This window comes from uncultured Roseobacter sp. (assembly GCF_947492555.1).
In the GTDB taxonomy this organism is placed as follows: Bacteria; Pseudomonadota; Alphaproteobacteria; order Rhodobacterales; family Rhodobacteraceae; genus Roseobacter.
Genome location: NZ_CANLNE010000002.1, coordinates 930,780 through 950,206, shown reverse-complemented (window position 1 = coordinate 950,206; position 19,427 = coordinate 930,780). Strand labels below are relative to the sequence as shown.

Below are 19,427 nucleotides of genomic sequence, written 5' to 3'. Positions count from 1 at the left end.
CTTAGAAGTCGAAGATATCTTCGAGGAACCCCCCGCGCTTCTTCTTGCGATACCCGCCGCGGTCGCCCCGGTCGTCGTAGCCGCGCTGTTGCGGCGGCGGGGGTGCTGACGCGCTGCGGTCAATGATCTTGTCAAGCTCGCCCCGGTCGAGCCAGACCCCGCGGCATTCCGGGCAATAGTCGATCTCGACCCCGCTGCGATCGGTGATCACCAGCGTTGTTCCATCCACGGGGCATTTCATAGGGTGGTCTCCTGAGTTACGTTGCGTTCCCCTGCATATAGGGGCGCGGGCGGCGGTTTTCATCCGGTGCGCCGCAGAAACCGGCGGGGTTGGTCAACGGGGCGTAACGGCCTAGCTTTGCGCCATGAAGACCGTTCTGCCCGCCCTGATCTGCGCCGCCACCGCCGCACCCGCCTGGGAGTTCACCCCCGGCCTGCCCTGTCGCCTGACCCACGAGACGGCGGAGGTGCAGGTGGAACTGACCTATGATCCGACGCAACCGCTTTACACGATTACGCTGAAGCAAGCGGCGCCGTGGCCCGACGGGGCCGTCTTTTCGCTGCAGTTCACCGGATCGGCCCCGCTCACGATTTCCACGGATCGCCATCAGATCAGCCCCGACGGCACGACGCTGACCGTCACGGACCGCGGGTTTGGCAATGTCCTGAACGGCTTGCAGTTCAACAGCGTCGCAACCGGGCGGCTGGGCGACAAGGCTGTGTCAATCCCGCTGGCCGGTGCGGCCGAGCCGGTGGAGCGGTTCCGCCGTTGCGAGGTGGCTGCCGGGGCTTGATCCGGCAGATCCGGGGCTGTTGCGGATCGGCACCTGTAAACCGGCTCAAACCGCCGCGTAACCAATTGTTAACTTCCGTTAACCATGATCTTCGACGGGAGAATGGTATGATGCGGTTCATTGCGCTGGCCATAAGTGTTGTTCTGGCAAGCGCGCAGGCCGCGCCCGCAGGGCCGTGGCTGCGCGAAAAGGGCAAGGGGTTTGCCGCGATCTCCGGCAATATCACGCAGGAAAAGGACACCTCCGGCTCGGCCTATTTCGAATATGGTCTGCGCGAGACCATCACGGTGGGCGCGGACCTCTTCTATGGCATCGACCGGACGCTGCAACAGTCCGGCTCTGGCATCGTCTTCCTGCGGTTTCCGATCAGCGAACCGGACGCCACGCACAAATGGGCCTGGCATGTGGGGATCGGCGCGCGGTCGCAGAACACCGTCATCACCCCGGCGGTCGAGGCCGGGCTCTCCTGGGGGCGTGGCATCAAGATCGGCGAGCGCTACGGCTGGGCGGTGATCGACAGCAGCCTGAACATCCCCGGCTCGGACCTCGAAACCCGGATCAAGCTCGATGGCACAATCGGGCTTGGCTTCACCGATCACGTCAAGGGTATGGCGCAGGTCTTCATGACCCATCAGGGCGGCGAGATCTTTGCCAAATTCGCCCCCTCCATGCTGTTGGTGCCGGGCAAGAGCAGCTACACCATTCAGATCGGTCTGGAAATTCCCATCCAGGGGGAGGGGGACACGGAATTCAAACTGGGGCTCTGGCGGGATTTCTGACCTGTGCCGCAAAGGTTCCGCTCAGGAAAACAGGTTGCCCGGTGGCTCGATTGGCGTCGTTTCATCCCCAACGATAAGGGTACAGTTCTGAAAACGATTGCCGATGACACAAGCGGTCCCGCCCTGCGTCAGGATCAGACCGGGCGTGTCCTCTGCTGTCCCTTGCAGGTGGAGACCAGTGATCAATACCCCGTTGCCGATGATATGCGCAAAGGGGTGTGGCCCGCGCACATGGCAGTTCAGCAACCGTACTCCATCAGCATTCAAGTTGATCGCAACCGGGTCATTGTCCTCGATCCTGTTGCTAATGATGTCACACCGATCAAGCACCAGATTGGCGCAGCCTGCACCGGTGGACGTGAGCGCCCGGTTCCTCGCCCCTTGTATCATGCAATTCTGCAACCGCATGCCTGCGCCCTGCGGCGCAAGCATCACACCGCTGGCCACCCCATTACCCCGCAAATGCACGTTGGACAGAGTGAAATTGTTCAATTCCGCAATCTCGCTGAAATCGAGAAGATATGCGTACCGGGTAAAGGTCAGTGTCCGCTGGGCTGAACCATTCGCAAGAGGCCTACTCAACGTCACGGTCCCAGCCGCTGTATCTGTCGCGTGGACATAGGTTTCGCGGCGCACATCCGGGCCTGAAACAGCTGCGCCAACGGCAACCTTTTCCACATTCGCGACAGCTGTCAGCACGGTGGGGTGTTCGGCAGTCCACTGCCCCTTGGTTGTGATGGTATCGGCTTCCCAGCCGGGTCCATCAATGGCCGCCAGCTGCCCGTTGTGCACCCTCTTGCGGCTGCAGCTGTCCTCGTTGGGCTGCGCCATTTTCAGCATTAGAGGCTCGTGCAGTTCGATTTCGCATCCGCCAAGATCGAAGCTGTGGTGACTATCGGCCTGCATCAATGCTTGAAACCCCTTGCGCAAACCCACGGCATCATCACCAAAAGCCGCGCTGTAACTCGGTAAATCGAAGTTACGACGCAGATGCAGGGTCGCGTTACCCGGCATGAGCACGCGTCCCTGAAAGCAAACCGGGGCGTTAAGCGTCACGTCCTGCCCAAGATAGAACTGACCACGCGGCACCAATATCGTGCGGCCAAACGCCGCCGCATCCGCGGCCACGAACGCTGCCGCATCATCACTCTCCCCATCGCCCAGGGCACCGAAATCGCGCACATCCACCATAGCGACCAAATCGCGCAGAAAGGCCGACGTCACATCCTCGATTTCGAGACTTTCGATCCGCACTACCGATCCTTTGGGTCCCGTCACATCCAGTCCGAAATGCCCGTAAAGCGCGGCACCACCCCAGATCATATCGACGCCGATGCGCAGACCGGCACCCACGATCGCAGACACCTCCACAACCGCACCCAGCGCGGGCAGGCGTAGTGAAGGGCCAGTGGTCTGCGCACCCGGTGCCGGCTGACCTTCCGGCCCGCCCGCAAACCCGGCGATCCGGACTGATGGCAACGGGCCGCTGACCGCCTTGACGCGTGCGGAGATGCGCAAATAGCAGCCCGGCAAAAGTGGCGTTTCGCCCGTGTAGCGCAGGCGTTGCGTCCCTGCCGTCTTGGTGATCTCAAGGCAGGTGCCGAAATTTCCATCCCCGGTGACGAGCCGTCCGGAACCTTCAATGCCCTCGGATCCCGGCGTGCCGTCACCGCTTGAATAAGCACTCAGCGCCCGCGCAAAGGGCGGCGGCATCAGGTGCGCGCCATCGGTGATCGCCTTGTTCATCGGGTATCCTTTTTCGCAGGGGCTGACAGAAGATCAGGCCTATCGGCAAAGGATTAAGGGCGGCTCACACCACCGTGACGGTCAGGTCACGCGCTGAAATCGGAACTGTCGAGGATCTGAACCCCGTTGATGCGCCAGCCGTCGCCGGTTTCCAGCATCCGGTAGTCAAGAATATGCACGCGCCCACTCTGGTCGGTGATCATCACGCGTTGCCAATGGGTGTCGCCCTGCTCACGCAGCTCCAGATAGCGCACCTCGCCCGGGCGCCAGACCATCGGGTAGCCTTGCGTGACCATGCGCTGGAAATTCTCCGGCGTCTGGAAAAGGCGTTGCAGGTTCGGGCTGGCGAATTCAAAGGCCGCGCCGAAGTCATCGACCTGGAAGGCCTGCAGCTGGTTGTCTATGGTGGCCTGAATATCCGCCTCCTGCGCGGGCAGCGCCGTACTGAACCCCAGCCAGATCAAAAGCCCAAAAACCGCGCTGCGCATGACAATACCCCCTTTTGCTCTGGGCAAAGGGTAAGGCGGATGGTCCGCCCGGCAAGGGGGTCAGGCGTCAGACACCAACTCGCCCGCCAGCGCCTGATCGATCAGCGCGATGGTTTCCTGGATGCCGTAAAGCGCAATGAACCCGCCAAAACGCGGTCCCTGGCTGGCGCCGAGCAACACCTCGTAAAGCGCTGTGAACCACGCGCGCAGCGGTTCGAACCGCTCACGCCCACAGGCATAGACGATGGATTGCAGCGCCTCGTCCTCGACCGGTCCATCGTAGGCCTTGAGCTGATCGCGCAGATCGGTCAGCGCCTCCCGCTCCAGCTCGTTGGGCAGGCGGTAAGTCTTCTTCGGCTTCACGAAATCGTTGTAATACCGCACGGCAAAGCCTGCCGCCGCATCCATGTCTGGATTATTTTCCGCTGATGTATCAGGGGCATAGCGTTGGATGAACCCCCAGAGCTGGGATTTGTCCTCCGCCGCCGACACGCTCGCAAGATTAAGCAACATGGAGAACGGGACCAGCATGTTCGACGTCGGTACATCGCCGGAATGAATGTGCCAGACAGGATTGTTCAATCGTTGAACTATATCCTGTGTCTCGTAAGCGCGTAGCTGCTGGTGGTATTCATCCACCGCCTTTGGGATCACATCGAAATGCATCCGCTTCGCTGTTTTGGGCTTTTGGTACATGAAGTACGACAGGCTCTCCGTGCTCGCATAGGTCAGCCATTCGTCGATACTGACGCCGTTACCGGAGGACTTGGAAATTTTCTGGCCGTTCTCGTCGAGAAAGAGTTCGAAAACGAAATGCTCCGGCGGCCGATGGCCGAGGATACGACAGATTTTGTCGTAGATCGGCGTGTTGGTGGAATGGTCCTTGCCGTACATTTCGAAATCGACGCCGAGTGCCGCCCAGCGGGCCCCGAAATCCGGTTTCCACTGCAGCTTCACATTGCCGCCGGTGACCGGCAGCGTCATCTCTTTGCCGTTTTCGTCATCGAAGGTGATCGTGCCGGCCTTGGCGTTCACCTCTTTCATCGGCACATACATGACCCGTCCGGTTTCGGGATGGATCGGCAGAAAGATTGAATAGGTCTGCTGGCGCTCCTCGCGCAGCGATTTTAACATGACCGCCATGATCTCATCGTATTTCTCGGCGGCGCGCAGCAGCACCTCATCGAACTTACCGGTTTTGTAAAACTCGGTCGCCGAGATGAACTCATACTCGAACCCGAAGGTATCCAGAAAGCGCCGCAGCATCGCGTTGTTATGCGCGCCAAAGCTGTCATGCGTACCAAAAGGGTCCGGCACGGAGGTCAGCGGGCGTTGCAGATGCTCATGCAGGCTCTCGGAATTCGGCACATTGCCCGGCACCTTGCGCATCCCGTCAAGGTCGTCGGAAAAGCAGACCAGCCGCGTCGGGATATCCGAGATCTGCTGAAACGCGCGCATCACCATCGTCGTGCGCGCCACCTCGCCAAAGGTCCCGATATGGGGCAGCCCACTGGGACCATACCCGGTCTGGAACAGCACATACCCCTTCTCGGGCGGCGCCTTCTCATAGCGTTTGAGCACCCGGCGCGCCTCTTCGAAAGGCCATGCTTTGCTGGTCATTGCGGCGTCGCGGATCTGGGACATATCTCACCTGGCAGGCTGAATACCGGCACCCCATGCGCCGGGTTTCGCCCGTCCCTATTGCGTTGCAGCATTGGCGTCAATAATCTGCCCCGAAACACCTCATTGAAAGAACCCTGCCTGTGCAAGATGATGCCCCCCACGCGTTCAGCGCCCAAGACAGTCTTGTGGCGCTGATGATCGCCGTTTCCGCCTCGGATGAGGACATCCGCACCGCGGAGCTGGTCAAGATTCAATCCGCCGTGCAGATGTTGCCGATTTTTGCAGGTTACGACGAGGATCGGCTGACCGTCATCAGCCAGACCGTTTTTGACCTCTTTGAACAGGAAGACGGGCTTGACGCCCTCTTTGGTCTGATCCGCGAAGGGCTGCCCGAGCGGCTGTTCGAAACTGGCTACGCGCTGGCGTGCGATGTGGCCGCTGCCGACGGCACGCTGGACGAGGCCGAATTGCGCCTGTTGGAAGAAATCCGCTACGAGTTGAATCTCGACCGGCTGCACGCCGCCGCCATCGAACGGGGTGCGCGCGCCCGGCATCTCACCTGATCCGAATCGCTTTTTTTAGTGGCTTTCACGGGGAGTGCGCGCTCGCATTCCCGGGTAAAATCACTCGGAATCTGACGTGCATCCGTGCGGGCCCAGTTCCACAGTGGTACCAAAAACCCCCTCAAAACAATCGCTATAGTAGAATAATGTTAGCGTTAAAGTAGAATTTTCACAAAAATGTGAGCAAATAGAGTAAGATAGCTCCGTGCCCGGGGCCTCGCGTCAATTTTTCACGGAGCATGTATTTTAACCAGGAGTTATTCATGAAACCAATTCTTTATGGCGGCATCATTTCCGCGCTTTCCCTTATCCCAGTACAGGCAACCGCGGTGACAATCGACGTGCTCTGGACATCGGGCAGTACTTCTCACAACGACGGGATCACCACGCTTGCCAGCGGTGCTGGCAGCTTCGATCCGGGCAGCAACGGATCACTCGACTGGAACTTGACCTTCTGGGACGGCACCTCCGATCCGGGTTTTGACGCATACGATGTCTTCGTCATCAGCTCGACCTGCAACTACTCAATCGGTGGCAACTGCGCCGGCAGCGGCTTTTACGGCAACGGTGTCAGCGCCGATGGCGTGATCAGCTACGGCTCAGAAATCGCCGCAGCCCGGGGCAACCGGACCTTCCTGTCTGGACAGGACGCCGACTACCATTACCTCTATGACGGCTCTCCCGGCCCCGTGGTCGACGACGGCCCCAAGGGGTTCATCATCAACGCGGTCAATTGGGCGGCCTCCGGCACCGGGTTGGGTATCGTTTCGATGACCGACCGCATCAGCAACGACTTTGGCTGGTGGACCGCAGATGGCAGCTTCCTCAAGGATGAGCTTGGCTCATCGCCGTTCTATCTCAACAAGGAAGACGTAGACATTGGCCCCGGTCAAAACGGCTTTCCCATCAACGAAGGCCTGACAGATGCCGGTCTGTCCAACTGGGGCACGTCATCGCACGCCTGTTTTGGTGATGTGGATGGCTATACCGCCATCAACCTCGCGGGCAGTGGCAGTGGCGCAGGCTGCGGCGTCACCATTGTGACCAGCAAATCTGCCGGCGGCGACACCGATGGCGGCGACACCCCGGATCTCGACGTTGTGCCACTGCCCGCAAGCATGTGGCTGCTGATCGCAGGCGTCGGCGGTTTGGGTGCGATGCGCCGACGCCGGTAACCTGCGGCCTCGGACGCGCAACAGGGGCGGCGCGATCAGCGCCGCCTTCGCGTGCTTTTTGTCTACTCGAAGTCAGAGTTGTTCTGGTGCCACGCGTGCATCGCGGATCGGCGCCGCGCCGTTGAACACCTTGCCCCAGCGCATCAGGAGCTGACTTTGCAGCCGCCGTGCACGCGACGCCCAGGGTCGCGCACCCTCTGGGCGCTCACGGTGGGCGCGGGGAATGGTGGCGCGAATGTCCTCATCAGCGCAGAAAATCGCAAACACCATCTCACGCCCGTCTGGCGCCGTGATGTAGCCTGCAAGACCCGAGACGAAATTCAGCGTGCCGGTCTTGGCGTCCACCTTCACCGGGTGATCCTTGACCGGGCGACCTCTCTTGTCGCGCAGGGTCACCGGCTTCAGGATCGGGCGCAGCACCGCATCGCGGTGTACTGCGGACAGCCCGCGCACCATATCCTGCGGGCTTACCCGGCTCAGGCCACCCAACCCGGAATGGTCCACGAATGCCGGGTTCTCCATACCCAGCGTCTCGATGGCCCAGAGATTCATTTGCCGGGCAGAGGCGGCCAGCGTACGGGCGCGTCCCGCGCGGACACGGGTGGCCGCCTGCCCAACCATTTCCGCCGTCAGGTTGTTTGAATACTTCAGCATGCCCTGCAGGATTTCGCGCAGCGGCGGGCTGTGCACCGTGGCCTGCACCGCGCCGTCCGGCATCTCTTCGATCAGCTCCGCAGAGTTCAGCACGATGCCGTTTGACCGGGCCAGCGTGGAAAAGACATCGCCCGCGTAAAGCCCCGGGTGACGCACTGGCAGCCAGCGCGCGCCCTCCTTACCCAATGCCCGCTTGGCCACCGTCCACCGGTCGTACGCGCCCTCGTTTTCATAGGTGTAAACCGGCACCGACCGGTCCACGATCTGCATGCGCGCCATACGCACCTCGGGGCGGAATCCCGCGGTGCGGGCGTCCATCGTGATCCTGTATTTCGCCGCCTCCCGCTTCCACTCGAAATGCACGCGGTTGTAGTTGAGAGCGATGCCCGACACGGCCGGACTGTAACCCAGGTGATCAGGTTGTTCCGGATCGATGGAGCGCAAAGGGTGCAACGCGTTTTCAAAGACGAGGAACCGGCCCCGCACCTCGCGCAGGCCAGCGTCTTTCAACTGGGAGGCCAGATCGGCCAGCCCGCGGGTGTCCAGTGTCGGATCGCATCCCCCCACAAGCACCAGATCACCGTCCAGCACACCGTCCGTCACGGGACCGGCAGCAACAACCGTGGTGGCGAAACGATGCCCCGGACCCAGGACATCAAGCGCATAAAGCGCCGTGATCGACTTCGTCACGCTGGCGGGGGCAAGACCGGTCGCTACATTGTGCCCTTCCAGAACATCGCCGGTTTCGGCATCCGCCACCGCAAAGACGACGTCACCGGAAACCCGCGCCTCGCGCAACAGGCTTTCAAAGCCGCTGGGCTCAACAGGTTTTGCGCCGCGTATGCGTGGGCGCAGCGAAACGGCGGGAACATCGGCAAATGCGGGACTTGCCGCACTGGCCAGAAGACCGGCCATAAACCCGCGTCGTGAAACCTGATGGACAGAGGCATTTTTCATAAAGGCAACTAAACCCCAGCGCTGTTACGGAAACAACAGCTTCGATACACCCTACGCCTTAAAATTGCGTGATGTTGCTCAGTTCAGCGTTACCAGCCGCCAGCCGCGCGGATTGCGCTGGAGGATTGTGACACCATCGGCACGTTCACGAAACACCACGCCGGGGCATCCGCGCGTCCCAGTAGGGCAGAGGCGCGACCTGCGATCCGTGCCGGTGCGAAAAGCCGCGCCGCCGGGCTCATTCGGGCCGAAATCCGGTCGCCCGGGCGGGCCAAAACCCCCACCGGGACCGACTGCATGATGCCCCGCCAGTCCTGCCAGTGGTGCAGCTGTGCCAGATTGTCTGCACCCATCAGCCAAATAAACCGGACACCGGGATAACAGGCGCGCAGGCGGGTCAGCGTCTCGGCGGTATAGCGCGTGCCCAGATGCGCCTCGATATCGGTGATCTCAACGCGCGGGTGCTGCATAACCGCCCGCGCGCGGGCCATGCGGGTTTCCAATGGGGCGGGACCTCGGGCTTTGATCGGGTTGCCGGGGCTGACCAGCCACCACACCCGCATCAGGCCAAAACGCTTGAGCGCCTCGCGGGTGATATGCACATGTCCTGCGTGCGCCGGGTCAAAGGACCCACCCAGCAATCCAATCACCTCTCCCGAACGCGCGAGGGGAAAGCCCTGTCTCACTGCTGTCTCGCCTCCCGCTTCTTCATCGCACCCTTGAAAAGCCGCCGTCGCCGGTTGTCAATGCCAGCCAAACGAAGGGTCAGAGCGGTGCCACGGCGTCCTGCAAGGTGACGACGCCGCCTGTGACCACCCGGGCGCACCATCCACCGTGGCCCCGCACGGCGGAGTATCCACCATGCCCCAACGCTTCCTCCATTCGGCTACAAGGAGCACAGATGCCAGTGATTTCCAGCACGGCTTCGCCGATCAGAACCTGACGCCCTTTCAGAGCCGCGAGGTTCAGACCGGAAACCACCAGATTGCGCCGCAAGAGGGCCGCCTCCACGCCACGCTCCAGCATTGCGCCGATGACCGGTAGATGCTCCGCCTGGATCATCGTCACCGCGCGTTTTTCGGATGTCCCGTGATCGCCCTCTAACCCGCTCGGACCCAGCGACACCTGTTGCACCGGCACCATCTCTGCCCTCCGTGCCGGGCGCAACCCAATCCAGTCCACTCGCCCGGGCTTTGCGTATCTGTCGATCAGCTCTTTCAGGCTCTGCATTGCACGCCTCAGCGGTCGCTGCCTTCGATCCGCAAGTCGGGCAAGCGCCCGAGCGGATAGTTCGGGTGCAGTTGCCAGAACCCATCTTCGCTCAATTCCAGAGGGCGTAGCGTTCCCCCAGGGAAGGCACGCGTTCGCAGTGCCAGCACGATGTCCGACAGAACCGCGGGGTTGTCACGGAAGTACGAATGCCCCCTCCCCCTCACGCTCTCGACTCGAATGAAATGTACCAGTTCGGACTTCTTCAACCGCTCGATCTCATCGACCATCAACGCATCGGACGTCGCGGAGCCCAAACGCGGCGCGTTGGTCAGGATCGAGGACAGGCGCAAGGCGCCGTCGCTTGGATTGACATAGATGTTGATCTGCTCGAAAGCCTCCGACACCCGCTCGGCCTGGAGCCGCTGTTCCACCACACCGGTGTCCAGATCTGCCGCCGCCATGATCAAGGTGCCGGTCTTCATCGCCGTCTTGGGGTGCACGCCCCGCCCGCGATGATAGATCACCAACTCACGCAGGGCCGCCGACATCACATCCGTTCCCCGCGAATGAGCGACGATATCAATGTCCTCAACCTCCGGGATTTCTGCCAGCAAGCGCAGGAACTCCTTGGCATGATAGACACTGAAATCTCCTGCCTCGCGGTCCCGGAAATAGGAGAGCAGTCCGCGATTGCCAGCCGGCCAGGTAAAGGCAATGGGAATGCTATCGCGCCCTTCGTAGTGCCACAGGTTGGCCAGTGTCGCGATGGCCCGGTCAAAATCATTCCGGACGCCGTGTGTAAAAATGAGAACGCGGCCATTGCCAGTACGTATGATTTCGTCCCTCAGGGCTTCTTTGAAAGCTGCCGCTCCCGAGTCATACTTGGCCAGTGCGTCGGGGTCGAAAATCAATCCACCATCCGTGCGTTGCGTGGGTAAGGGTACATCGACAAACCGCACAAGCTCCGAAGGTTCTTCAACGTTAAGCTGGGAAATCCGCCGACCACCATCGGTGGACGTACGCTGCACAAGATCAGCCCAGTCTTCGGCGCCGAAGCGCACGCGCACGGCACCCAATGCCATGGAGTTGGACCTGTCCGTGTTATAGATCAGCACGCCGTTGCCATTCTCGGCCACCGCACGGTCTGTTACGTAAAACATGCGCGGATCAACGTTGCGCAACACCAAGGGCACCCGATCGTCGGGATAGTTGTTGCCTTCCAGATAAAGGTTCGGCGGCGGCGCCAGCACCACCTCGCGGACCGCGCACCCCACCAACAGCATCGTCAGCACCGCCAAACCCGTGATAATCCGCACCTTGCGTGCCCCGCTGATGTTCCGATCCCTTTCAGCGCTAACACGGGTTCGGGAAAAATCAAATCACAGCTTGTGAGACAGGCGAATAGTGCCCGACTATCGCAAATGCGCCACGCCCTTGACACCTGACGGCTGGTATTCAGGGTTCATCCCGGATCGCAACCTGTGGCGCGTTAGATATCACACGCTCGGTATCGGTGGACCCGATCAGACATCGAAGCGCTTGCAGATCAAGTCTTTCGGTCTGCGATAAGTGCGAAAGCCCATCGCCTCATAATACGCCAGCGCCTCTGGGTTCGTGGCCGCAATGGATGCATCGATGTAAGATAAACCGGCGTCGCGCGCGGCTGCCCGCGTGTTTGCAAAAAGCGCGCGGCCCACGCCCCGGCGGGCGGCGGCTGGTCTTATGTGCGTGCCAATGATACCCCATCCTGGCGCGACACCCCATTTGTTGCCGGCCTGCGCACGCTGTAGCGACTGAAATCCAAGCACGACGCCATCCTCCTCAGCCAGTGTGCAACGGACTTTATGCGGGTCCTCAATGTAATACGTCCGTACAAAGTCTTCATCGTCGGGGCTCACCCTCTTGCCTGACTTTGTTAATTGCCGAAGAAATGCACTCATCTGCTCCACATCATCGACAGTAGCGTCCCTTAGTATCATCGTCGGCCCCCAAGTTTCTCTCGCGATCATCTACGCAGATTGCCCGCAACCTCAAGGGAAAGCGGTTGGGCACAGCGCCAAAGGCGCTATTTACTCAGCATGCAACCTCTGACGAGCGGGGTTCGCCCAGCACATATCGCTGCGCAAACGCATCGCGCATTGCTCCCCCGCGCGCGCCCCGGTATCAGAGGCAAACCAAACGCAACAGGAGCACTTCCATGGCCGCCTACCAATACGTCTATCACATGTCCGGCGTCTCCAAGACCTACCCCGGCGGCAAGAAGTGTTTCGAGAACATCCACCTGAATTTCCTGCCCGGCGTGAAGATCGGCGTCGTCGGCGTGAACGGCGCGGGTAAGTCCACGTTGATGAAGATCATGGCTGGGCTCGACACGGAATTTCAGGGCGAGGCCTGGCATGCCGAGGGCGCGACCGTTGGCTACCTGCCGCAGGAGCCCAAGCTGGACGAGAGCCTCACCGTGCGCGAAAATGTCATGCTCGCCGTAGCCGACAAAAAAGCGATCCTCGACCGCTACAACGAGCTAGCGATGAACTATTCAGATGAGACGGCCGACGAGATGGCGCAGCTGCAGGATCAGATCGACGCGGACAACCTCTGGGATCTGGATTCCCAAATCGACGTATCGATGGAAGCGCTGCGCTGCCCGCCCGACGATGCCGACATCAAGACCCTCTCGGGCGGGGAAGCCCGGCGCGTGGCCTTGTGCAAACTGCTGCTCGAAGCGCCCGACATGCTGCTCCTCGACGAGCCCACAAACCACCTCGACGCCGAAACCATCGCCTGGCTGCAGCAGCACCTCATTGACTACAAGGGCACGATCCTGATCGTCACCCACGACCGCTATTTCCTCGATGACATCACCGGCTGGATTCTTGAACTCGACCGCGGCAAGGGCATTCCCTACGAGGGCAACTACTCCGCCTGGCTCGAACAGAAAGCCAAGCGCCTCGCCCAGGAAGCCCGCGAGGACAAGTCCCGCCAGAAGACCCTCGAGCGCGAGCTGGACTGGATGCGCCAGGGCGCCAAGGCGCGGCAGGCCAAATCCAAGGCCCGCATCAACGCCTATAACGAAATGGCCGAAACCTCTGAGCGTGAAAAACTCTCCCGCGCCCAGATCGTCATCCCTAACGGCCCGCGCCTGGGCGACAAGGTCATCGAGGTCACCGGCCTTGCCAAACACATGGGCGACAAGCAGCTGGTCGAAGGGCTCGACTTCTCCCTGCCCCCCGGCGGCATCGTCGGCGTGATCGGCCCCAACGGGGCGGGTAAATCTACGCTCTTCAAGATGCTCACCGGGCAGCTGGAACCGGATGCGGGCAGCATCGAATACGGCGACACGGTCGATCTGTCGTATGTCGACCAGTCCCGCGACGACCTCAACGCGAATGACAACGTCTGGGAAGCGATCAGCGGCGGGGCCGAACTGATCCAGCTGGGCGACGCCGAGGTCAACTCCCGGGCGTACTGCTCCTCGTTCAACTTCAAGGGCGGCGATCAGCAGAAGAAAGTGGGCCTGCTCTCAGGCGGCGAACGCAACCGCGTGCACATGGCGCGCCTGCTGAAATCCGGCGGCAACGTTTTGTTGTTGGACGAACCCACCAACGATCTGGACGTCGAAACCCTGCGCGCTTTGGAAGACGCCCTCGTCGATTTCGCGGGTTGCGCCGTGGTCATCAGCCACGACCGCTTCTTCTTGGATAGGATTTGCACCCACATCCTCGCCTTCGAAGGCGAAGCCCATGTGGAGTGGTTCGAAGGCAACTTCGAGGATTATGAAGAGGACAAGAAGCGGAGACTCGGCGCGGACGCGCTTGAGCCAAAGCGGTTGAAGCACAAGAAGTTTGTCCGTTGAGTTTTACGACGTAGAACTCAACGAGGGCGCGGCAGCGGGTGCGAAGCACCTGCGTGCGCACTCCGTTGTTTTTTGAAACAGACGAGAGGTGGAATGAAGAAATTTGCGAAAAACTGGGCTTGCCCGCACTGCGGGCAGTTTCAAACAGCTACTAGTGAAGACTTTGCCACTGAGAGCATGGATTTCTACATGACGGAATCGGCATTGGGTCACATAAGGGTCGAAGGGATGGCAGCTTGTTGCGCCAATCCGGGGTGCAAGATGCCGATGGTGCATATTGCCATAGGAAAAGCACTTACCAATCCACAAAATGGCAGAAGATATATGGCAAAGGGGGAGCCCTACGTAAACCAAAGAATGATTCCTGACAGCAGCGCAAAGCCTCAACCGGATTTCATTCCCGCGCCACTCCTGGAAGACTACTATGAGGCATGCAAGATTCGCGATTTGAGCCCAAAAGCCTCCGCCACACTAGCCAGACGTTGCTTGCAGGGTATGATCAGAGATTTTTGCGGTATCAAGGGCACATCTCTTTTTAAGGAGATTGTTGAACTTCGCAAAAAGGTCGAAACAGGCACTGCACCTTCCGGCGTACTAATTGATAGCGTCGATGCGATAGATCACGTTCGCAGCGTCGGCAACATCGGCGCGCACATGGAAAAAGACATCAACCATATTGTTCCGGTCGATCCTAACGAAGCCCAACTTCTGATCGAGCTGGTCGAGTCGCTTTTCGAAGAATGGTACGTGTCTAGAAACCGAAGAGACGAAAGACTTCGGAAGATCAAAGATGTGGCGGAAAGTAAGAAGTTATTGCTTGAAGAGAAACGGTCTCAAGTTTCACCTACGAACGAAGAAGAATAGCACCCCCGACCGCGGGTCGGAGGCCGTCTCGCAATCGCTCCAGTGGAGCGATTGAGGCCGGAGAGGGCGATAGCCCCGGGGGTGACACAGTCGCCCCCGCCCAGGGGGGCGGTCGGGGGCGGCGCATAATCGGGGATTATGCGCGGATACAAAAAAATCGTTGGAATAGCGGTCGAGCCTCTCGCGCATTGCTGCGCAATGCACTGTCGGCTTTCGCACCCGGCTACGCCGGGCACTGAGGGGCGGCGAAAACGCGGGGCGTTTCCGCGGTGAACAGCTCAGAGGTTGATGCAGGGTGAACCGAAGCGTTAACGTCTGCCCATGCCCATCATCGACATCCTCGTGAATTGCCCCTCCACCCAAACAGCCGACGCCATCAGCGCGGCGCTCATCGAGCAACGCCTCATCGCCTGCTCCAACCGCTACCCCGCGATCCAGAGCAGCTACCGCTGGCAAGGCAAACTCGAACACGAGGAAGAACACCCGCTGCTGTTGAAAACCCGCGCAGCACTCGCCCAACAGGCCGAAGACGCCATCCGCGCCCTGCATCCCTATGACGTCCCGCCGATCATTCGCCTCAACATCGACGGCGCGAACCAGGACTATATCGACTGGGTCTACAGCGTCACGCGCGCGGGGTAAGACGAGAGGGCCTCTCGCTCATTGCTGCGCAATGTACTGTCCGCCGACGCGCCCGGCTATGCCGGGCACTGGGTCAGAGCAATGCGCCCAGCCACAGGCCCACCCCAAAGACCGTATGCGCGGCCAGCCCCAGCCCCCGCGCGCGCCACGGATTGGGCGTGTTCGACGCGGCCCAGCCCAGCCCCATCCCGGGCTGCATTACGAACCAGCCAAAGCCGATCGTCAGCATCGCGAAGATCCACGCAGGCCAGAACGTCGGCGCGGCCAGCCAGCCCGCGCCCATGATCACCGCCAGCGCCACGCCGTAGACAATGCCCACCGCATAGTGAAACAGCCAGCCAATCGCCAGTTCTCCCGGCACTGCGTCCGCTGCACCAATCCCATCGTGCACCAGCTGCCCGCGCGGCATATGCGCCACCCAGCGCCCGACCATGGCCCAATTGGGCGCCGGCAGCCCGGCGAGCCGGTGTAAGAGCTGCGCCCAGATATCCATGGCCACCGTCGCGACCACGCCCATCACCACGCCGCTCATCAAAATGCTTTCGGTCATACCAGCGCCCTACCCCTATCTACTCTGCCGCAGGTCTGGCACCTCCGGGGGGCGTTTACCAGACGACATTATCTTGGGGGAACAAAAAAACGGGCCGGTGAAACACCGACCCGTCAGGGAAAGAGGAAGCGCAGGGGGAGAAGCTGCGTTCCTTTGGTTAGAGAGCAGCCCAGTCGGTGAAACGCCAAGTAGAGGGGCATTTCGGACCGGGACGACGGTTGACTGGGCTGCGCCCCGTTGCACGCCAGGAAGAGGTGCGCGGAACCGGGGAGATATCCGGAGAAATGCCCCGGGGGTCGTCATCTAAATCAGGTACTCTGGTCACAATCGTTACTCCACTTCCGAGGAGGTAAATCACCCCGGCTCACACCTCTATCTAGCGGTATTTTCTACTCCAGGTATGTGATCCGGTTCACACTTGTCGTATCTTTTTCGGAATTTCTTAACTTTTTACGGTTCCGAGCAATCGAACGGATCAAAACAGTTGAAACGCAGGCGCCTCGTGGCAAACTACGGTCATGATACGCCGCGCTTTTCTCACCGGCCTTGCTGCCTGTGCTGTTCTGACAGCCTGCACGCCGCAATCCATCCCTTCTTCAGCCCGGACAACCGTCATCCTGGTGCGTCATGCGGACAGGGCAGGTGATATCCTCAGCATGCAAGGACTGGCGCGCGCGGCCAATTTACCCCAGGCGTTGGTGGGTTACGAACTGGATGCCATTTATAGTCCGGATATCGCCCGCAATGTGCAAACGGCCGAGCCGCTATCCGAGGCACTGGATTTGCCGGTCACGATTATAGCAAAGGAACGAGCGGGGGCCAAAATGTCGCGCGCGCATCCAAACGGTACTGTGATCTGGATTGGCAACAAGGGTAATCTGCGTGCGATCTGGGCAGAGCTGGGGGGCACGGGTGAGGCACCGCAGGCCTATGGAGAAATAGGTGTTATCACCCTGCAAAGCATGGGCAGACGTGAGGTGAAACGGTTGGAAGTGACGCCGTAAAGTCGGCCTGTGCATTTGTTTTACAGATGATGTCTCAAAGACCCACGGGCGGTCCCCGATTGTCAAAGAGCTTAGTCAAATTCAAACCTCCAGGTGAACGGTGAATTCGCGACCTCGTGCGAGGCGCACAACATCCGGCATCGCGGTTACCCGAAACCAAGATATGCACCTAGGCTTGAGACTCTGGAGCACGGTAATCCCTGGATAGGGTCCGTCACCGGTTCACAGAAAATGTCCTTTGATGCCTCAAATTCGCCCTCACATTAACATTTGATCAACCTACTGTTTGGTACAAATGCTGAGGAGGATTAGGAAATGGCAATCATTTCTACCCTGATCGGAGGCGTCTGCGGTTTTCTCGCCTTCGTATCCGCTTTGGTGTTTTTCAAGGTGAGCTTCCTGACAGCTTTGGGAGTTTACGTTCTCGTCGGCCTCGGGCTGACCGCAACTCTGATAATTGCAGGCGTGACTTGGCAAGCCATAGTAAAATCGCCGTCGCCACGCCCGACGATGGTGCCTTACTCTGCGCGCATCTCCGCAGGAAGTCCACTAACCAAACAGCGTGGGTGACCCTGTTTCCGGCGGAATTTCGTTCGAGTAAACCGGAGCTTATCGGCGCCGTGCGTATCCGGTTTCTCTTGCCAGTCCGACTCCTATCTGTCATACGCCGCATCGCAAACGTTATTCTTTTTCGACCTGCTGTCTCCTAATCGGGCGGTCAGTCTTCGATCCAGACCGACCTCGCCAGGCCATCGCACACACGCGGATGGCACTTTTAAAGGAGACCACGGATATGGCCACAGGCACCGTGAAATGGTTCAACACCACAAAAGGCTTCGGCTTCATCGCACCCGACGGCGGCAGCAAAGACGTGTTCGTACACATCTCTGCAGTTGAGCGCGCAGGCCTCACAGGTCTGGCGGACAACCAGAAAGTGACTTTCGACATCGAAGCAGGCCGCGACGGCCGCGAAAGCGCGACAAACATCGCGCTGGCATAATCTTGCCGACCAAAGCAAAAGAAAAACCGGCCTGCTTCAGGCCGGTTTTTTTATTGATCGACGTCGCATTTTGATCGGTGAATAATTCGGGATCAGAAAGTGCTTCGGTCCCGCGCCGACCCACACTAGCCACCGCGGCAAGTTCAGAGCAAGACACTCCAGATCAGCAGACTTGGCACCAGCATTGCGAACAGGATGCAGAACAGCTTTGCGGCATGGCTGATCTTACCAAAGGCTCCGTCTCCCGTCGCCCCTTCTCCATAACTGAGGGCGCTCGCCATGACTGCGTAGCCGCTGGCTTCGCGTTTAAGTTTGGCGGACTTGATGGACGCTAGTGCCGTTTCATTCACGCGCGCTTGGCGTTCTTTTTCCGTCAACTGGCTTTCGAGACTTTCCATATTGCTCACGTTCCAACTACTCCCCTGGCTTGGGGCTTCAAATGGCGTTCCGGGTCACAAAGTCCAGTGCTGGAAATGCAAAAAAGGCCGGCAGAACACCGGCCTTCCCGCACATCTGCACAAAACCGCTTAGTTGAGCGCTTTGTCAGTGATCATATGCGTCCAGGCCCCTTCGGGCGCCTTGGTGATGACCGGGTCCGATCCCCCCGACAGCAGGGACGCCACGGTCCGTTCATAGTCCGCCGGGTCAAGCGCGCCATTGCTACCCGCCGTCAGCTTGGCAATCTCACCCATCATACGCTTTTGATGCTCCTCGGTCTGCGCACCGCTGGCGTCGTTGTCGAGCACGATTTCAGCCGCCTCGTCCGGGTTCGCCTCGGCGTATTTCCAGCCTTTCATCGACGCACGCACAAAGCGCACCATCTTGTCCTGAAACGCCGGGTCAGCAAGGTTTTCTTCCAACGCATAGAGCCCGTCTTCAAGGGTCGCGACACCCTGTTCTTCGTATTTGAAGACGGTAAGATCCTCCGGGGTCAGACCCGCATCAATGACCTGCCAATACTCGTTGTACGTCATCGTGGACACACAAGCAGCCTGCCCTTGCAGCAGCGGATCGACGTTGAAACCCTGCTTGAGAACCGTCACGCCGTTGTCAGATCCGTCGGTCGGAATATCGAGCTTGCTCATCCAGCTGAGGAAAGGGAATTCATTGCCAAAGAACCAGACGCCCAGCGTCTTGCCAGCAAAGTCATCTGTACTTGCAACACCGGCATCCTTCCGGCAGGTCAGCATCATGCCCGACGATTTGAAGGGCTGAGCGATATTGACCATGCCCAGACCCTTTTCACGTGCGGCCAGTGCTGCGGGCATCCACTCCACGGTCACATCAGCGCCGCCGCCTGCCAGCACCTGGGTCGGCGCAATGTCCGGCCCGCCCGGTTTTATCGTGACGTCCAGGTCTTCCTCTTCGTAAAAGCCCTTGTCGAGCGCGACGTAATAGCCTGCGAACTGCGCCTGCGTGACCCACTTCAACTGCAGTGTCACATCATCGGCAGCCTGCGCGGCCATCCCCCACACCCCAAGTGCGGCCCCCGCTGCAAGTGTTGTTATCGTTTTCATCATACT

Annotated in this window: 22 protein-coding genes; 10 read left to right on the top strand and 12 right to left on the bottom strand. The window is 59.9% G+C overall.

The features are described 5' to 3' along the window. Position 1: 1 nt before the first annotated feature. Positions 2–241 carry a zf-TFIIB domain-containing protein gene (locus Q1A07_RS11630; RefSeq protein WP_299780843.1) on the bottom strand — a complete coding sequence of 80 codons (240 nt, stop codon included), beginning with the start codon at positions 239–241 and terminating at the stop codon, positions 2–4. A gap of 124 nt (positions 242–365) precedes the next feature. Here Q1A07_RS11630 and Q1A07_RS11625 point away from each other — a divergent pair, with 124 nt between their 5' ends. Both Q1A07_RS11625 and Q1A07_RS11620 read left to right on the top strand, forming a co-directional pair. Next, a complete protein-coding gene (locus Q1A07_RS11625; RefSeq protein ID WP_299780841.1) occupies positions 366–794 on the top strand; it encodes a hypothetical protein in 429 nt (142 codons plus the stop codon). Positions 795–901: 107 nt separating this feature from the next. Next, positions 902–1,573 (top strand): hypothetical protein, encoded by a 672-nt coding sequence (locus Q1A07_RS11620; protein ID WP_299780839.1) that lies wholly within the window; start codon positions 902–904, stop codon positions 1,571–1,573. A gap of 21 nt (positions 1,574–1,594) precedes the next feature. On the opposite strand, the gene Q1A07_RS11615 is transcribed toward Q1A07_RS11620, so the two are convergent. From Q1A07_RS11615 to Q1A07_RS11605, 3 genes are all read right to left on the bottom strand, one after another. Beyond that, positions 1,595–3,319, bottom strand: coding sequence for a right-handed parallel beta-helix repeat-containing protein (locus Q1A07_RS11615; protein WP_299780838.1), 1,725 nt, complete (start codon positions 3,317–3,319; stop codon positions 1,595–1,597). A gap of 86 nt (positions 3,320–3,405) precedes the next feature. Next, positions 3,406–3,807, bottom strand: a complete 402-nt coding sequence (locus Q1A07_RS11610) for a DUF4864 domain-containing protein (RefSeq protein ID WP_299780837.1) — start codon at positions 3,805–3,807, stop codon at positions 3,406–3,408. 60 nt (positions 3,808–3,867) lie between these two features. Further along, the gene (locus Q1A07_RS11605; RefSeq protein ID WP_299780836.1) at positions 3,868–5,451 is read right to left on the bottom strand and encodes a lysine--tRNA ligase; all 1,584 of its coding nucleotides are present in this window, start codon (positions 5,449–5,451) and stop codon (positions 3,868–3,870) included. A gap of 119 nt (positions 5,452–5,570) precedes the next feature. Here Q1A07_RS11605 and Q1A07_RS11600 point away from each other — a divergent pair, with 119 nt between their 5' ends. Together Q1A07_RS11600 and Q1A07_RS11595 are read left to right on the top strand one after the other, a co-directional pair. Then, the gene (locus Q1A07_RS11600; protein WP_195821663.1) at positions 5,571–5,993 is read left to right on the top strand and encodes a tellurite resistance TerB family protein; all 423 of its coding nucleotides are present in this window, start codon (positions 5,571–5,573) and stop codon (positions 5,991–5,993) included. Between the two features lie 263 nt (positions 5,994–6,256). Next, positions 6,257–7,168, top strand: coding sequence for a VPLPA-CTERM sorting domain-containing protein (locus tag Q1A07_RS11595; RefSeq protein ID WP_299780833.1), 912 nt, complete (start codon positions 6,257–6,259; stop codon positions 7,166–7,168). Between the two features lie 72 nt (positions 7,169–7,240). Here Q1A07_RS11595 and dacB read toward each other — a convergent pair whose 3' ends face one another. The 5 genes from dacB to Q1A07_RS11570 all read right to left on the bottom strand — a co-directional run bounded on the left by dacB (position 7,241) and on the right by Q1A07_RS11570 (position 11,970). Further along, on the bottom strand, positions 7,241–8,779 hold the full coding sequence (gene dacB / locus Q1A07_RS11590; protein WP_299780831.1) for a D-alanyl-D-alanine carboxypeptidase/D-alanyl-D-alanine-endopeptidase: 1,539 nt from the start codon (positions 8,777–8,779) through the stop codon (positions 7,241–7,243). Positions 8,780–8,868: 89 nt separating this feature from the next. Beyond that, positions 8,869–9,465, bottom strand: coding sequence for a nicotinate-nucleotide adenylyltransferase (locus tag Q1A07_RS11585; protein WP_299780830.1), 597 nt, complete (start codon positions 9,463–9,465; stop codon positions 8,869–8,871). A gap of 79 nt (positions 9,466–9,544) precedes the next feature. Next, entirely contained in the window at positions 9,545–10,009 is a 465-nt protein-coding gene (locus Q1A07_RS11580; protein ID WP_299780828.1) for an MOSC domain-containing protein, read from the bottom strand. A gap of 8 nt (positions 10,010–10,017) precedes the next feature. Continuing rightward, positions 10,018–11,307 carry an alpha/beta hydrolase gene (locus Q1A07_RS11575; RefSeq protein ID WP_299780826.1) on the bottom strand — a complete coding sequence of 430 codons (1,290 nt, stop codon included), beginning with the start codon at positions 11,305–11,307 and terminating at the stop codon, positions 10,018–10,020. 207 nt (positions 11,308–11,514) lie between these two features. Further along, a complete protein-coding gene (locus Q1A07_RS11570) occupies positions 11,515–11,970 on the bottom strand; it encodes a GNAT family N-acetyltransferase (protein ID WP_299780824.1) in 456 nt (151 codons plus the stop codon). Positions 11,971–12,188: 218 nt separating this feature from the next. Between Q1A07_RS11570 and ettA the strand changes: the two genes are divergently transcribed. From ettA to cutA, 3 genes are all read left to right on the top strand, one after another. Then, complete coding sequence (gene ettA, locus Q1A07_RS11565; protein WP_299780822.1) at positions 12,189–13,844, top strand: energy-dependent translational throttle protein EttA; 1,656 nt, start codon at positions 12,189–12,191, stop codon at positions 13,842–13,844. A 93-nt stretch (positions 13,845–13,937) separates the two neighbouring features. Next, positions 13,938–14,708, top strand: a complete 771-nt coding sequence (locus Q1A07_RS11560) for a DUF4145 domain-containing protein (protein WP_299780820.1) — start codon at positions 13,938–13,940, stop codon at positions 14,706–14,708. 321 nt (positions 14,709–15,029) lie between these two features. Next, complete coding sequence (gene cutA / locus Q1A07_RS11555; RefSeq protein WP_299780818.1) at positions 15,030–15,350, top strand: divalent-cation tolerance protein CutA; 321 nt, start codon at positions 15,030–15,032, stop codon at positions 15,348–15,350. A gap of 73 nt (positions 15,351–15,423) precedes the next feature. Here cutA and Q1A07_RS11550 read toward each other — a convergent pair whose 3' ends face one another. Beyond that, positions 15,424–15,900, bottom strand: a complete 477-nt coding sequence (locus Q1A07_RS11550) for a DUF2938 domain-containing protein (RefSeq protein WP_299780816.1) — start codon at positions 15,898–15,900, stop codon at positions 15,424–15,426. A gap of 518 nt (positions 15,901–16,418) precedes the next feature. On the opposite strand from Q1A07_RS11550, the gene Q1A07_RS11545 reads away from it, so the two are divergent. From Q1A07_RS11545 to Q1A07_RS11535, 3 genes are all read left to right on the top strand, one after another. Continuing rightward, positions 16,419–16,904 carry a histidine phosphatase family protein gene (locus tag Q1A07_RS11545; protein ID WP_299780814.1) on the top strand — a complete coding sequence of 162 codons (486 nt, stop codon included), beginning with the start codon at positions 16,419–16,421 and terminating at the stop codon, positions 16,902–16,904. Positions 16,905–17,219: 315 nt separating this feature from the next. Next, positions 17,220–17,474, top strand: coding sequence for a hypothetical protein (locus Q1A07_RS11540; RefSeq protein WP_299780812.1), 255 nt, complete (start codon positions 17,220–17,222; stop codon positions 17,472–17,474). A gap of 223 nt (positions 17,475–17,697) precedes the next feature. Further along, complete coding sequence (locus Q1A07_RS11535; RefSeq protein ID WP_007117950.1) at positions 17,698–17,904, top strand: cold-shock protein; 207 nt, start codon at positions 17,698–17,700, stop codon at positions 17,902–17,904. A 143-nt stretch (positions 17,905–18,047) separates the two neighbouring features. Here the strand turns inward: Q1A07_RS11535 and Q1A07_RS11530 are convergent, their stop codons facing one another. Together Q1A07_RS11530 and Q1A07_RS11525 are read right to left on the bottom strand one after the other, a co-directional pair. Next, positions 18,048–18,302, bottom strand: coding sequence for a hypothetical protein (locus tag Q1A07_RS11530; RefSeq protein ID WP_299781981.1), 255 nt, complete (start codon positions 18,300–18,302; stop codon positions 18,048–18,050). A gap of 129 nt (positions 18,303–18,431) precedes the next feature. Continuing rightward, entirely contained in the window at positions 18,432–19,421 is a 990-nt protein-coding gene (locus tag Q1A07_RS11525) for an ABC transporter substrate-binding protein (RefSeq protein WP_299780810.1), read from the bottom strand. Positions 19,422–19,427: the final 6 nt, after the last annotated feature.

Bases quoted from the DNA above. Each gene is read 5' to 3' on its own strand.
- cutA (WP_299780818.1), top strand. From the start codon at position 15,030: ATGCCCATCATCGACATCCTCGTGAATTGCCCCTCCACCCAAACAGCC.
- Q1A07_RS11530 (WP_299781981.1), bottom strand. From the start codon at position 18,302: ATGGAAAGTCTCGAAAGCCAGTTGACGGAAAAAGAACGCCAAGCGCGC.
- Q1A07_RS11550 (WP_299780816.1), bottom strand. From the start codon at position 15,900: ATGACCGAAAGCATTTTGATGAGCGGCGTGGTGATGGGCGTGGTCGCG.
- Q1A07_RS11615 (WP_299780838.1), bottom strand. From the start codon at position 3,319: ATGAACAAGGCGATCACCGATGGCGCGCACCTGATGCCGCCGCCCTTT.
- Q1A07_RS11620 (WP_299780839.1), top strand. From the start codon at position 902: ATGATGCGGTTCATTGCGCTGGCCATAAGTGTTGTTCTGGCAAGCGCG.
- Q1A07_RS11630 (WP_299780843.1), bottom strand. From the start codon at position 241: ATGAAATGCCCCGTGGATGGAACAACGCTGGTGATCACCGATCGCAGC.
- Q1A07_RS11580 (WP_299780828.1), bottom strand. From the start codon at position 10,009: ATGCAGAGCCTGAAAGAGCTGATCGACAGATACGCAAAGCCCGGGCGA.
- Q1A07_RS11605 (WP_299780836.1), bottom strand. From the start codon at position 5,451: ATGTCCCAGATCCGCGACGCCGCAATGACCAGCAAAGCATGGCCTTTC.
- Q1A07_RS11545 (WP_299780814.1), top strand. From the start codon at position 16,419: ATGATACGCCGCGCTTTTCTCACCGGCCTTGCTGCCTGTGCTGTTCTG.
- Q1A07_RS11525 (WP_299780810.1), bottom strand. From the start codon at position 19,421: ATGAAAACGATAACAACACTTGCAGCGGGGGCCGCACTTGGGGTGTGG.
- Q1A07_RS11570 (WP_299780824.1), bottom strand. From the start codon at position 11,970: ATGATACTAAGGGACGCTACTGTCGATGATGTGGAGCAGATGAGTGCA.
- Q1A07_RS11540 (WP_299780812.1), top strand. From the start codon at position 17,220: ATGGCAATCATTTCTACCCTGATCGGAGGCGTCTGCGGTTTTCTCGCC.
- ettA (WP_299780822.1), top strand. From the start codon at position 12,189: ATGGCCGCCTACCAATACGTCTATCACATGTCCGGCGTCTCCAAGACC.
- Q1A07_RS11625 (WP_299780841.1), top strand. From the start codon at position 366: ATGAAGACCGTTCTGCCCGCCCTGATCTGCGCCGCCACCGCCGCACCC.
- dacB (WP_299780831.1), bottom strand. From the start codon at position 8,779: ATGAAAAATGCCTCTGTCCATCAGGTTTCACGACGCGGGTTTATGGCC.
- Q1A07_RS11595 (WP_299780833.1), top strand. From the start codon at position 6,257: ATGAAACCAATTCTTTATGGCGGCATCATTTCCGCGCTTTCCCTTATC.
- Q1A07_RS11610 (WP_299780837.1), bottom strand. From the start codon at position 3,807: ATGCGCAGCGCGGTTTTTGGGCTTTTGATCTGGCTGGGGTTCAGTACG.
- Q1A07_RS11560 (WP_299780820.1), top strand. From the start codon at position 13,938: ATGAAGAAATTTGCGAAAAACTGGGCTTGCCCGCACTGCGGGCAGTTT.
- Q1A07_RS11535 (WP_007117950.1), top strand. From the start codon at position 17,698: ATGGCCACAGGCACCGTGAAATGGTTCAACACCACAAAAGGCTTCGGC.